Below are 12914 nucleotides of genomic sequence, written 5' to 3'. Positions count from 1 at the left end.
GGAGGAGGCGTATAATGAGAAGAACGGGTGCCCGACCTAGACAAGCGGGGGCAACTCTATCGGGCACCCAGGGGTACCAGGTTTGTTCCCGGTGCCTTCATAACGGATGGTCTCACATAAAGTTCCAAAAAATTATCCTGTTTAAAAGGTCCTGAAAAATGTTGAAGACGATTTTCGTGACGGTTGCTTTGTTTTTGGCATTCCCTTTTATTGCGGCCAATGCACAAGACCCGTCCGTACATAATGAGACCTATATTTGCGAGCGCGGTGTGTCGTTACAGGTTGTCTTTATCAAAGACAAAGAACGCGATTATGCAGTTGTTGCCATTGATGGAAAATTGGTCGCAATGCGTGAGGAGCCTAAAAATCCGGATAAGCTTTTTCCAGGAAAACTTTTTGTTGCCGTTGATGAACAAGATAATTATCGCCTTCATATAAAGGGTAATGAGGCAGTCCTTACCTATAAAGACAACGGGACCTATAAAGACAACGAGCAGTCAAAAACAGATAAAGTCGTATTACAGTCCTGTCAGGCAGATATAGAGGAGGATTAATGAAAAAACCCGATTTCGAACAAGGTTCTTTTGGACAATTGAGAAAAAACGCGGGCGCATTATGGCAGGCTTATACTTGTCATCCTTTTGTCAACCAATTGGCTGCAGGAACGCTGCATGAAAAATGTTTCAGGAAGTTTTTAACGCAAGACTATCTGTTTCTTGTTCATTTTTCCCGAGGCTATGCGCTTCTTGCAGCAAAATCTACAAATATTTCCGATATCACAGAGGCGCTTGACGGGCTCAAAGCCATTGCAGAGGAAATGCCGCTTCATGTTGCCTATGCAAAAAAGTGGGGAATATCGGAACAGGAGATGAGCCGGGCAGAAGAAGCAATTCAAACCATTGCCTATACCCGTTTTGTTCTGGATGTCGGATATTCGGGCGATAGACTTGATTTAATGACGGCCTTGATACCTTGTGTTGCAGGCTATGCCGAAATTGGTCTTAATCTCGTCAACTCTGATAAAACAGTGTTCAAAGGCAATCCCTATTCGGAATGGATCAATAATTATAAGAGCGAAGACTATCTGAATGGTGTCCGGTCTTTTCTTGAAAGTTTCAATAAACTTGCCGGGGCAGATAACAGCAAAGAACGTTTTGACCGCTTGAGCAAAATTTTCAACACGGCAACCCGCCTTGAAACCGAATTCTGGCAAATGGGGCTTGATGCCTAACCTTTATGCATTCCCCAAGGTGCTGGCGTTTTAATGAATCCGCGGCTTTTCAACGTTATTTTGCAGGTGACATCAACAACGTATTTCGTCAATTTCAATCTATTCGGACTCGTCTTTCCGCGAAGACGGTGATTTTTTTAAGGCCGCAACAATGATCGCGTTTTTTCAATCAATTATTTGAAGTCGATCGCATGAAGTGCCTGTCCATTGCGCTTGAGCCATGCCTTATATTCTTTTGCGCGAGGGCACAGTTTCTCGCACAGCGCCCAGAATTTCGGGCCATGGTTCATCTCTATAAGATGGGAAGTCTCGTGAGCAACGAGATAATCAATGACACCCAAGGGTGCCATGACAATGCGCCATGAAAACGACAAATGACCGTCGGCCGAGCAAGACCCCCAGCGGCTTCTGGTATCTTTATAGCGAATGGAAACCGGTTTGCGGCCGACCGTTTGACTATGTTTTTCGACAAGCGGGCCGATAATGCGGGCAGCCTGTTTCTTAAGTGCTTCGCTGATGTGTCGCGGCAAATGCCGGCTATCACCATAAACAATGATTTTTCCGCCCTTGCCATTATCATTCTGAATAATAGTGACATTGCCGCGCCCTTCCTGATGAATAATTTCATAAGGATAACCAAGGATAGGTATGGCCGCACCAGCTCTCAACATCGGTGCCTCCTGTGGAGGAGGCAAACGGGAAATGCGGTTTTCTATCCAACCTTTATAACGCTCGACGAAGTTTAAGACCTCTTCTTCAGATGTTCTTGGCGGGATAGTTGCACGCACGCCTTTTCCACCGGCTTCTATCCGCAATGTCAGCCTTTTTGCTCGAGCGCTTGTTACAATCGTAAGCGGCAAGGCACGATCCGACAATTGCAGCGTCAGCTGTAATTTTTCTGGTTCAAAATAGTGAGTGCGAGGCTTGGGAAAAAACATGGCCTTTATTTAATAACAAAAAGCATTTTTTGAAGAGATAGGTAAAAATATCATGGAAAGATTTGCTATAAATTCACTCCAAAAACATTCGGCGAATTTTTGTTTTGCATTCAATTTGTTAATTTTGAAGACAAACAATTTTCACGGCAATTCTCGCCAATTTGCTTTTCCGTTGTTAACGGGATTTTGCCGATTAGAAAACCGGCCGGATTTTCCGTTTGATCATCAAAACATTGTTTTCAGTGGTCGTGATTTTCTATCAACATCTTCAAACCATCCAGAATTATAGCAATATCTTCGGGTCTTGAAAGATGATGTTCGCCGTCTTTAACCAACGTCAGCGTGACATTATTGAACGGAAGATGTTCGACAAGTTCGAGCGTGTGTTGAAAAGGAACTTCATTATCGGCCATTCCCTGTATGATGTGAACGGGACAGTTGATATCAATGAGCCCTTCCATAACCAGATTTTTATCCCCGTCATCAAGGAAAATTTTTGTAAAAGGTACGGGATCCATATCCTTTTCGTAAGGAACTTCAAAAAAGCCCTGTTTATCAAGTTCCTTTTTCTGTTCATCTGTCATTTGAGGGCGAACAAGATCGCGCGTAAAATCCGGAGCAGGTGCCAAAAGTAACAAACCGGCAAGCGGGATGTTTTTTTTTGCGAGAATTTGTGCCATGCGAAGCGCGATCCAACCACCCATTGACGAGCCGGCAATAATTTGCGGTCCTTGGCAAAATTTTTCAAAAAGTATCAGGCTTTCTTCCAACCATTTGGAAATACTGCCCTGATGGAAATCACCTTCTGATTCGCCAGTTCCCGAATAATCAAAACGTAAAAAAGGATAATCGTTGCTTTTTGCAAATTCGTTCAATGCAAGAGCTTTGCCGCCCATCATATGTGAACGGTAACCGGGCAACCACATCAAGCCGGGATGTTTACTCCCCTTCAACGCGCGAATAGCGAGTTTTTGATGGCCTACAGTCAGAAATTCAAGATCACCATTTTCCATAAAAAACTCCTTGCAAAGTTTGAAAGCCCGGATTTATTTCGAACAGTTTTATTCTAACCGGAAATTTGCGAACTTAAACCCTTAATAGCTCTTTCACGGCAAATTCGTTAAAAGCCTAGCATTTCGGTTGTTTTCAAACGTCAATTTGTATATGACAGAGAAGATATAAGTTTATCCGGATATAAAACATATATCCGGCGAGGAAACTTTGTTCTATCAAGTCACCCCGCCTATTTTTAACGGATAGCTTATGTCAAGGCTGAAGAATTGAAACTATTATAGGGAGAACCGACCATTCGCCGACCGTTTAAATCAACGCCAACCCCAAAAGATGGGCCGCGTTCCAATCAGGATATTCGCATTCCTCGTATACAGCTTATTGATCATGAAGGGCATAATCACGGGATTATTTCAACGCACGATGCTTTGGCAATGGCTGAAGAGGCTGGTCTTGATCTTGTAGAGATTGTTCCCAATGCAGAACCTCCGGTTTGTAAAATCATCGATCTTGGCAAACTGAAATATCAGAACCAGAAAAAAGCATCTGAAGCTCGTAAAAAGCAGAAGACCGTGGAAATTAAAGAAATTAAGATGCGGCCGAACATCGATACTCACGATTACGGGGTAAAGATGAAGGCGATCGCAAAATTTCTTGAAGGTGGCGACAAGGTCAAGATTACCCTTCGGTTCCGTGGCCGTGAAATGGCCCACCAGGAATTGGGTATGCAACTTCTTGAACGTTTAAAAGTAGATACGTCCGGTATTTCGAAAGTGGAAGCCGAGCCTAAGCTTGAAGGGCGACAGATGATGATGGTCATCGCACCCAAATAAAGCGATGGAATTTGAAAAGCACCGTTTATAACGGTGCTTTTTTATTACCTTTTTTTGTTGCAATTGTTAGCCAATAAATGAAATAGTAAAAACATCGCATTTTATTTTTATATTTATAGAACAAAAAAGTTGGAGTTTCGCGTTTTATACCGTGAAGGGATACATGCTTCCAATCTGTTGAGAGCATTGTAAGGCGGTAGGAGTAGGGAGTAGATAGAGTGTCAGAATGGCTTAGACGTAAACCGGTTGTTCAACAAACTTCGGATAACGAGCGTAAGCTCATTCCGACATTAAGTTGGCATCATCTTGTTGCCTTGGGAGTTGGAGGGATCGTCGGTACCGGCATTTATACTTTGATCGGCATTGGCGCCGATAGAGCAGGGCCGGCAGTGCTGTTATCCTTTGTGATTGCAGGTGTTATTTGTGCATGTGCCGCATTTGCCTATGCCGAACTTGCTACCCTTATTCCGCTTGCCGGAGGAGCCTATACTTATTCCTATGCTGCATTAGGAGAGCTGATTGCCTGGATTGTCGGATGGAGTCTTATTCTCGAATATTCACTGGTTGTAAGTACTGTTGCTGTCGGCTGGTCGGCCTATGCAACAGGTTTTTTGCACGGCATCGGCATTCATCTGCCGTTCTGGCTGACAGCCGGTTATAATTCTGTTGATCCCGCAACCCAACTTCATGGGCTTGTCAATCTTCCTGCAGTTTTTATTGTTTTCGTTATTGCCGGCATGTTGATTATTGGCACCAAAGCAAGTGCAACGTTGAATTTGTTCCTTGTTCTTATCAAGATAGCAGCTCTTGTGCTTTTCATTATTGTTACGCTGCCGCATTTCAATATTGAAAATCTTCATCCTTTCATGCCGAATGGCTTTTCCAAAGTCATGTCACCTGATGGCGTCGAACGCGGTGTTATGGCTGCGGCCGCTATTATATTTTTCGCCTTCTATGGTTTTGATACAATTGCAACGGCTGCTGAAGAAACCAAGCAACCACGTCGTGATCTGTCTATCGGCATTGTCGGTTCGCTGATCGTCTGTATCATTATTTATGTTCTCGTCGGTCTCGGCGCAGTGGGAGCACTTCATTACACGGCATTTTCCCATAGCGAGGAGCCACTTGCACATATTTTGCGTAGTCTCAATTCCAATAGTATTGCCGGTATCATCGGTATTGCTGCTGTCGTGGCCTTGCCAACTGTTTTATTAGCATTCTTTTACGGTCAGACGCGCATATTTTTTGTTATGGGACGTGATGGAACCCTTCCTGGTTTCCTTTCTCGCGTCAGTGCAAAAACCGGTACGCCGGTTACGACAACAATTTTCACAGCGATAATCATTGCTGCCATTGCCGGGCTTTTCCGTCTTGATGAAATCGCGGCATTGGCCAATGCCGGAACGTTGGTCGCCTTTACCTCTGTCGGTATTTGTCTTGTTGTCTTGCGTAAAACTGCGGCAGATATTCCCAGAAAATTCAAAACACCTTTCGTATGGATTGTCGGGCCGGTGAGTGCAATCGGGTGTATTTATCTGTTTTTCAGCCTGCCTTCGAAAACCCAGTTCTATTTTCTCTTGTGGAACCTCATTGGAATCGTGTTCTATTTTTGTTACGGATACAGAAAGAGTAACATAGCCCGTCACATTTCCGTGACTGATCCATCATGAGGGTGTTTTTTGTTGAACATTTCTATCTTATAATCGTTCTAGGTATTATATTAGATATGCGGTTCAACTCGTTGATGCATTGGGTGGTTTAGAATACTGGAGGTCCGAACAGTGTATAAATCAATACGACTCATCTCTGCTGTTATTGCTTTATGCGTGGCACCGATGGCTACTCAAGCTGCGGTATACCAGAAAGTTCCCGGAACTGCGGTATATATCAGCGTTCCTGACAGCTTTACTCTGACAACCGATTTTAGCGGCTTTGTCGATAAAAATACCGGGGCCTCCATTCTTGTTGCGACCATGCCTCCGGCAAGTAACAGGATGAAAGAGCTGTTCAACGATCAGAGCAAATTTACAGCTGCAATGGGTGCTCAGCACTATGACATAGCAACGCAGCTCAAAACAAAATCGCGCGATGGCTATGATTTAATTGTCTATAAGGGCAAGCAGGCGGCTGCAAATGATGTTTTTGATAAATGGTCATCAATGCTTTTTGCGTCGAATGCATCTTATGTCATAACGGTGCAAGCACCGGAAACTGAAGAATTTTCGGCTGATGATGCCATGAAGATTTTCAATTCTGTTTCACTTGCCAGCCATAATGACGAAACGGATCAATTAAGTGCTTTGCCCTTTACCTTTGGCGCTCAACCGCCATTTGAATTTGTCGGATCGATCATGAACAGTTCGGCAATGCTCACAATTCCGGCTTATACAAAAGAGGATGTCGAACGGCCCGATATTATCGTCACAAAAGGTCTCGAGACTGCCCCGAATGCACCCCTTGATAAGGTTGTTGATACTTATCTCCAGTCTATTCAGAACACCGTCAAAAATGTCGAGGATCGCAAAACCTCGACAACAAGATTTGCCGGCCATTCGGGACTTCGTTTACAGGCAACCGCCCTTATGAAGGGTGATCCTGTTGATCTCGTTATTTATGCGGCGGTCGGGAATGATGGACATCCGATCTTTATGCATGTAACCGGTGAAAAAGGTACATTGGCTGCCTATAGCGACGAGATTGAAAAGACTGCCGAGAGCATAAAACTGAGAAATGACGAAAAAAAGTAAGGCTTTCAAAAGTCGTTAAATTCCGTCGTTTGTCGTAACAAAAATATGGTTCCGGTTCATCCTTTGAAAAAGGATTGTCTGGAACCACTCTTTTCTTAAATAGGCTCATCGCATTGTGTCTGGTAGATAGGTTGTAGCTATATCAAGGCCTTGTTGATAGCAGCTTAACGTCAACATCCGTTCAATTGCATGTAAATGCGTACCATCGGTTGGCAGGGGCTCATCAGGATAGTCTTCCCATGTGAGGTTGAGATCGACAAATGGCTTTAGCACAGCTGCTTTAGCCCAAAACATTGAACCTGTTGGAAATACAACATATTTTGGTAGTTTCACTAACCCTATGCGGTGAGCTATATCAATCGCGGCTTGATAATTGTGGGCCCAACCAACGGCATATTTGTCATCAGGAAAAATAAGAGCGGTTTTTTCATTTGATTGCATATAGTTCACGATGGCATCGGCCATCCGTATCTTTTTCCCATCGCCTAAAAGATTTGTTAAGAGGAAATTATTCCACGCAGCGACCATCTCGCGGTTGGTTTTGTGCACACTCTTTTTTGTGTGGATATGACCGATGATATCATAGTCTTCTACAAACTTGTGTCCGAATTCGGTTAACAGTGGGCCGATATCTCTTCCGCGGTTAGGAACAAGCTTGATCTCGATTTGGTCACCATATCCTTTAAGCATCGGTTCAATAACCGATTTATCACTGTCACTTTTGACACTGATAAATATATCCGGACGTATTGTATTATTCTTCAATCTTTGAAAGATTTCGCCCAGCATATCCGGGTAAAATGCATGTATGTGCAATGCAATTTTCTGTCTGCCGATGAAAGAATGAACAATGTCTGGCGATGTAAGTACTTGCCAATTCCATTGCCCTTGAGGCTTGCCCGACTTTAGATAATCTACGAATGGATCAATTCGAGTTATACCAAGATCGTGATTTTCCGCGTAAATTCCCGGATGAAAGCCGGGTTTGGGACGAGCTGCATTGGCGCCGCTTTTATAATCGCGGATATAACGCCGAGCATAACGAAAGCGGTTTAAGACATGTTTGTTTTTTCCGGTCCAATACGGAATATCAAACTCCGACGATTTACTTAAAAAATGCGCATCTTCGTCTTCCTGAGCGAGTTGCTTGTTGGCCCTCTTGCAGATATCAATGATCTCCCGAACATAAGCCTCGGCTTCTCGTGGGCGCTCATCTTTTTCGAAAGGAAGATAGTCTGTACTGTCAGGAAATGCCCACAGCTCGTTAGTGAGAGTTTTCATAAAAGTATTATAAGAATCGTAAATAACTCTCGTTGCGTAAGCGAGTACTCTATTTAAAGGCTTTCCTTTGAGAGGATAATTTTTGTTAACAAGCAATATACTGGCTATTTTTTTACGCCACAGATAACGCATCAGAAAGCGGCCGATACAGGCGTCGACCAAGACAAAATGTATGTCAGGGACAGATCGAAAAAACCACGCAAATTTCTGTTTTACACGCTTAAGCAAATCTTTTGGATTATAGTAGTAAATCCGCCAACATTTTTTCCGTTCTTCAACTGGTAAGCCCGTATATCCTTCGGGTAAGAAAAGGACGAGGTTATAACAGCCTGCTAATTCGTTTACATAATCAATCAGGTTAACAATGGTAGAATTTGAAGAACCATATATGAAGGTAACTGTAGGAAGCTGTTTATCAAAACGCCGGTAACTAGCCGGTCTATTCATTAGGTCGACGATTTTTCTGACAGTTTTTGACAAAAAAACGTTTATTGTTTTTTGATAAAAAGACACTTCAAAATTTCCTAACCTGCCAGAAATATGTACAAAAATTTTGCGTTGTTGAATAGTCTTACTCTTCGGTAAAGACAGTTTTCATTTGCCTGTTTGTTTTTGGGATAACCTGTTTATCTCGGTGACATAAAATTACACTTATATATAAGCACTGTCGGCTAATCGGCTACATAATATATTTGAAAATGGACGGACTTCTTGCATCTGGCTATTTAACAGGATAGGAACGTGGATAGTGATAGTGGCTGTTGGTGAAGGAACGATTTATCCTTCACGAAAGGTAGCCATTTAAAAAGGTTCAGCTGTTTATGGCAAAAAAAAAGCAGATATCATCATTTGATAAAAAACTCATTATGCGTTTGCTTCATGATAATTTCCGCAAACATGCATTCTGGTATGTCTGTGCGATTATCGCAATGCTTGTGATTTCTGCTACGACCGGAGCAAGCGCGTGGATTATGCGTGATGTGGTTAATCACATCATAGAAGCCAAGGACTTTAAAATTATTGCAATGGTTTCCGCGGCGGTTGCGGGAATTTTTATTCTGAAGGGTTTTTCCACTTTTGCCCAGACCTATTTTTTAAGCAAAGCAGGCAATAGTATTGTAGCTGAACAACAGCGCCGTATTTATTCGCGACTGATGCAGCAAGGTGTTGCATTCTATCAGAATAATTCTTCCTCCGATTTGCTTGTGCGTGTTACACAAAACGCAAATGCCGCTCGCAGCATTATTGATACGATTGTAACCACATTTGTGCGTGACCTTTTTTCGGTTGTCAGTCTTCTTGCGGTTATGCTTTATCAGAACTTTCTGCTGAGTATTGTTGCCTTGGCTGTCGGACCGCTTGCTTTTATCGGTGTTCGCCAGGTTCTGAAACGCGTTCGTGGCCTGATGGAAAAAGAACTTTCCTCTATTTCCGAAATCATTAAAGTTATGCAGGAAACCACAATCGGCATTCGCGTTATTAAAGCTTTTTCTCTTGAAGAGCTGATGAAGCGGCGCATGGACAAGGCTATTACCGATGTGGAAATTCGCTCGAATGGTATTGCGATGCTCGAATCGGCAACTAATCCGATTATGGAAACGCTTGCCGGTATTGCTATAGCCGTGGTTATTTGTTTTTCCGGCTATATGGCAACGCAAAAGGTTGGCGTTCAAGGCGAGCTGATGTCATTTATTGTTGCGCTCCTTCTGGCTTATGAACCAGCAAAACGGGTTGCCAATGTGCGTGTCAAAATCGAATCAGGCATGATCGGTGTGCGTATGATGTTCGAAATTCTTGATCATCCGCTCACTCTTATGGAAAAAGAAAATCCTGTTGATCTTGACCGCTCGAAGGGTGATGTCCGGCTTGAACATGTCGGCTTTTCCTATGTGAAGGATCACATGGTTCTGCATGATATCAATCTTGATATTCCGGCGGGAAAAATGACTGCCTTGGTCGGGCCTTCCGGATCGGGTAAATCGACAATGATCAATTTGATCATGCGCCTTTATGATCCGCAGGAAGGCCGTATTCTGATTGATGGTCAAGATATCCGTGATGTGAGCTTCAAATCGTTGCGCGAATTGATGTCTTATGTCGGGCAAGATACGTTTCTCTTTCAAGGGTCTGTCCGCTATAATATCGGGCTCGGGCGTGAAGGGGCAACCGAAGAAGAAATCGAAGAAGTTGCCAAGCTTGCCAATGCGCATGATTTTATTATGGAACTGCCGAATGGCTACGACACCGATGTTGGTGATAATGGTGGCAATCTTTCAGGCGGTCAAAAACAGCGCATTGCTATTGCACGCGCCATGTTGCGCAATAGTGAAATTCTGATCTTGGATGAAGCAACCAGTGCTCTTGATTCAGAATCCGAATCCTTGATCAAAGAAGCTTTGGCACGGTTGACAACCAACCGCACGACGATCGTCATTGCACACAGGCTTTCGACAATTTCGCGCGCTGATAAAATTGTTGTTATGAAAAATGGCAAGATTGTCGAACAAGGAACCCAACATCAATTGTTGCAGATTGAAGGTGGCCTTTATAAGCATCTCCACGATTTACAATTCAAGGACCCCGATTTTGACGATGTTGATCATATTGAAGCATCGTCGAAAGATCAGAAAAAAATTGCCAAATAATTCGGGTTCTTTGTAATTCCGGTTACATTTTGCATGGGCTATCTATGGCAGATGCAAAATAATGCATTAACCGATTTGTCCGGTTCAATTGGCTTTCTTTCAAAAATACTCTAAATTGGTGGTTTAGGAGGTAATTGCCTCCTATCCATGTCATTTTATAGATGTTTTAAATGTTTCTCACCAAAGGAAAGCCATTATGAAAGCCGTCGGATATTACGAGAATTTGCCGATTAGTGACGATCGGTCATTGCAGGATTTTAATCTTGATATGCCGGAAATCGGCGACAATGACCTGTTGGTTGCGGTGAAAGCTGTTTCGGTCAATCCGATTGATGTGAAAACACGGCAAAGCGGAAAACCTTTTGGGGATAGCCCACGAATTCTGGGGTTTGATGCCGCGGGCATTGTGCAAAAACTAGGTAAAAATGTTACCGGCTTCCACGAGGGGGATGAAGTTTACTATGCCGGTGCCATTAACCGGCAAGGTTCAAACAGTGAGTTTCAAGCGATAGATAGCCGTCTGGTTGCGATTAAGCCGAAGAGTCTTGATTTCAAAACAGCCGCCGCCATGCCGCTTACATCGCTTACTGCTTACGAGATGTTGTTTGACCGGATTGATATTTTAAAGCCGGTTCATAAGGGCAAAAATGCGCTATTGATGATTGCCGGTGCCGGTGGTGTCGGCTCTATAGCCATTCAATTGGCACGCCACCTTTCCGATGTCGAAATTGTTGCAACCGCTTCCCGTCCACAGTCACAGGAATGGGCACTGAAAATGGGAGCGCATCACGTTATCGACCACACAAAAGATTTTGCACCACAGCTTGAAAAAATCGGTTTTCCTCATCCGGCGTTTATCTTCTCGACAGCAAATTCTGACGGTTATTTGCCGCAATATGTCGACATTCTTGCACCCGAAGGGCGGCTGGGATTAATTGACGGCCCAAAGACGTTCAACATCAATCCATTGAAGATGAAAAGCATTTCGGTTCATTGGGAATCGATGTTTACACGTTCTATGTTCACGACAGATGATATTGCCCGACAGGGAGAGATTTTGCGTCATGTTGCGCAATTGATCGACGAGAAAAAGCTGGTACCAACATTGTCCAAAGTGTTGTCGCCCATCAATGCTGCCAATTTACGTGAAGCGCACCGTCTGATCGAAACCCAACGTTCGGTCGGTAAACTTGTTGTTGAAGGTTTCTAAATCAAATGGCGGCAAAATTGCCGCCATTCATTTTATGTATTCGGATTTTTATTCGGACTAAAGCAGATGTCCTAAGCGCACTGCTGTATTGCCTTTGCGGGCATGGCGCATTGATGGTTGAACAAGAATACAATTGTCATAAGGTGTCTTTATCTCTTCATCACCATCATAGGCGATAATTGTACCGGCCTTCTTTATCAGCTGCATACCTTTGAAATCATCGGCAAAACGGAATTTGTCTGTTTTGATTGTAACAGCCTCGGTAATATCGAGCACTTTCTGTTTTTGAACGGTTGTGGGCAGGAGGTAATCTTCAACTGTTTTCCGGTCGACAACGCCGGCAACGATCAAAAAGCGGGCAGCAACATCAAGCGCAGCCGGATAGGCATGTTTTTCAAAATGCTGGCCTGACTCGAACAAAATAGCTGCTTTCGGGCTTTCCGGATTGCCAAAATCGCCATAATCGCGCAACCGCTTTCCGGCTTTATGGCCTTTATCCATGACAATATACTCGGGTACACCAATTTTGCGGGCGAGATCTTCACCTTTTTTAAGATAGCCACCCATCATAATTGCCGGATCGGATTCATGCATGGAATGGAGATCAAGAAGAAGATCAACCTGATCAACAATAGGGCGTAAAGCACGTGCGCGGCGCAATTCCTGACTGTCGCGGGGACCGTCAAGGGCTTTCTCGTCCCAAACACGGTTCATATCTTCTTCGAGAAAGCGGGTTGCATCAGGTGCATCGGGTGAGAACGCTTCATAGGCTGCAACATTGGCAAACCCCAAAGTGAGAGTTCCGCGTTCGGGCTTTAACTTGTCTCGCAAAAGCCTGTCGACAACCAAAGCACCGCTAATTTCATTGCCATGAATAAGCGACATAATCATAACGTGTTTGCCGGGATTGTCCGACTTGAACTGATAAACGTAATCGACGCCACAATTACCCTGCTTCCATTTTGATAAGTCCGGAAAGGACAATTCGATCGGATATTGTTTGAGGTTATTCATCATA

11 protein-coding genes are annotated in these 12914 nt (G+C 43.7%); 7 read left to right on the top strand and 4 right to left on the bottom strand.

The window, feature by feature from the left end; translation table 11 throughout:
• The first annotated feature begins 158 nt into the window (after window positions 1-158).
• Both H3V12_RS08375 and tenA read left to right on the top strand, forming a co-directional pair.
• Window positions 159-554: an MliC family protein gene (locus tag H3V12_RS08375; RefSeq protein WP_075913720.1), complete on the top strand. Its 396-nt coding sequence runs from the start codon at window positions 159-161 to the stop codon at window positions 552-554.
• Window positions 554-1231, top strand: coding sequence for a thiaminase II (gene tenA, locus H3V12_RS08370; protein ID WP_198214299.1), 678 nt, complete (start codon window positions 554-556; stop codon window positions 1229-1231). Before H3V12_RS08375 ends, tenA begins: the two co-directional genes overlap by 1 nt.
• Before the next feature lie 173 nt (window positions 1232-1404).
• Here tenA and H3V12_RS08365 read toward each other — a convergent pair whose 3' ends face one another.
• Window positions 1405-2091: a SprT family zinc-dependent metalloprotease gene (locus H3V12_RS08365; RefSeq protein ID WP_246787529.1), complete on the bottom strand. Its 687-nt coding sequence runs from the start codon at window positions 2089-2091 to the stop codon at window positions 1405-1407.
• 317 nt (window positions 2092-2408) lie between these two features.
• Window positions 2409-3182 (bottom strand): alpha/beta hydrolase, encoded by a 774-nt coding sequence (locus H3V12_RS08360; protein WP_198214297.1) that lies wholly within the window; start codon window positions 3180-3182, stop codon window positions 2409-2411.
• Window positions 3183-3476: 294 nt separating this feature from the next.
• Here H3V12_RS08360 and infC point away from each other — a divergent pair, with 294 nt between their 5' ends.
• From infC to H3V12_RS08345, 3 genes are all read left to right on the top strand, one after another.
• The gene (gene infC / locus H3V12_RS08355) at window positions 3477-4013 is read left to right on the top strand and encodes a translation initiation factor IF-3 (protein ID WP_075869563.1); all 537 of its coding nucleotides are present in this window, start codon (window positions 3477-3479) and stop codon (window positions 4011-4013) included.
• A gap of 218 nt (window positions 4014-4231) precedes the next feature.
• Window positions 4232-5683: an amino acid permease gene (locus H3V12_RS08350; RefSeq protein ID WP_075915326.1), complete on the top strand. Its 1452-nt coding sequence runs from the start codon at window positions 4232-4234 to the stop codon at window positions 5681-5683.
• 111 nt (window positions 5684-5794) lie between these two features.
• Entirely contained in the window at window positions 5795-6760 is a 966-nt protein-coding gene (locus tag H3V12_RS08345; protein ID WP_198214296.1) for a hypothetical protein, read from the top strand.
• Window positions 6761-6865: 105 nt separating this feature from the next.
• Here H3V12_RS08345 and H3V12_RS11280 read toward each other — a convergent pair whose 3' ends face one another.
• Window positions 6866-8554, bottom strand: coding sequence for a rhamnan synthesis F family protein (locus H3V12_RS11280; protein WP_198214295.1), 1689 nt, complete (start codon window positions 8552-8554; stop codon window positions 6866-6868).
• Window positions 8555-8862: 308 nt separating this feature from the next.
• Between H3V12_RS11280 and H3V12_RS08335 the strand changes: the two genes are divergently transcribed.
• Together H3V12_RS08335 and H3V12_RS08330 are read left to right on the top strand one after the other, a co-directional pair.
• Window positions 8863-10686 carry an ABC transporter ATP-binding protein gene (locus H3V12_RS08335; RefSeq protein WP_198214294.1) on the top strand — a complete coding sequence of 608 codons (1824 nt, stop codon included), beginning with the start codon at window positions 8863-8865 and terminating at the stop codon, window positions 10684-10686.
• Window positions 10687-10882: 196 nt separating this feature from the next.
• Complete coding sequence (locus tag H3V12_RS08330; protein WP_198214293.1) at window positions 10883-11896, top strand: zinc-binding alcohol dehydrogenase family protein; 1014 nt, start codon at window positions 10883-10885, stop codon at window positions 11894-11896.
• A 57-nt stretch (window positions 11897-11953) separates the two neighbouring features.
• Here the strand turns inward: H3V12_RS08330 and H3V12_RS08325 are convergent, their stop codons facing one another.
• Window positions 11954-12913, bottom strand: a complete 960-nt coding sequence (locus H3V12_RS08325; RefSeq protein ID WP_198214292.1) for a succinylglutamate desuccinylase/aspartoacylase family protein — start codon at window positions 12911-12913, stop codon at window positions 11954-11956.
• Between the last annotated feature and the right edge of the window lies 1 nt (window position 12914).

The sequence above is a fragment of the Bartonella sp. W8167 genome (genome assembly GCF_016100335.1).
Classification (GTDB): Bacteria; Pseudomonadota; Alphaproteobacteria; order Rhizobiales; family Rhizobiaceae; genus Bartonella; species Bartonella apis.
This window is presented reverse-complemented; position numbering and strand designations above follow the sequence as displayed.

What these genes read in the sequence shown, in the direction of transcription:
- H3V12_RS08375 (WP_075913720.1), top strand. Translation starts at nt 159, where the DNA reads ATGTTGAAGACGATTTTCGTGACGGTTGCTTTGTTTTTGGCATTCCCT.
- H3V12_RS08330 (WP_198214293.1), top strand. Translation starts at nt 10,883, where the DNA reads ATGAAAGCCGTCGGATATTACGAGAATTTGCCGATTAGTGACGATCGG.
- H3V12_RS08325 (WP_198214292.1), bottom strand. Translation starts at nt 12,913, where the DNA reads ATGATGAATAACCTCAAACAATATCCGATCGAATTGTCCTTTCCGGAC.
- H3V12_RS08335 (WP_198214294.1), top strand. Translation starts at nt 8,863, where the DNA reads ATGGCAAAAAAAAAGCAGATATCATCATTTGATAAAAAACTCATTATG.
- H3V12_RS08360 (WP_198214297.1), bottom strand. Translation starts at nt 3,182, where the DNA reads ATGGAAAATGGTGATCTTGAATTTCTGACTGTAGGCCATCAAAAACTC.
- tenA (WP_198214299.1), top strand. Translation starts at nt 554, where the DNA reads ATGAAAAAACCCGATTTCGAACAAGGTTCTTTTGGACAATTGAGAAAA.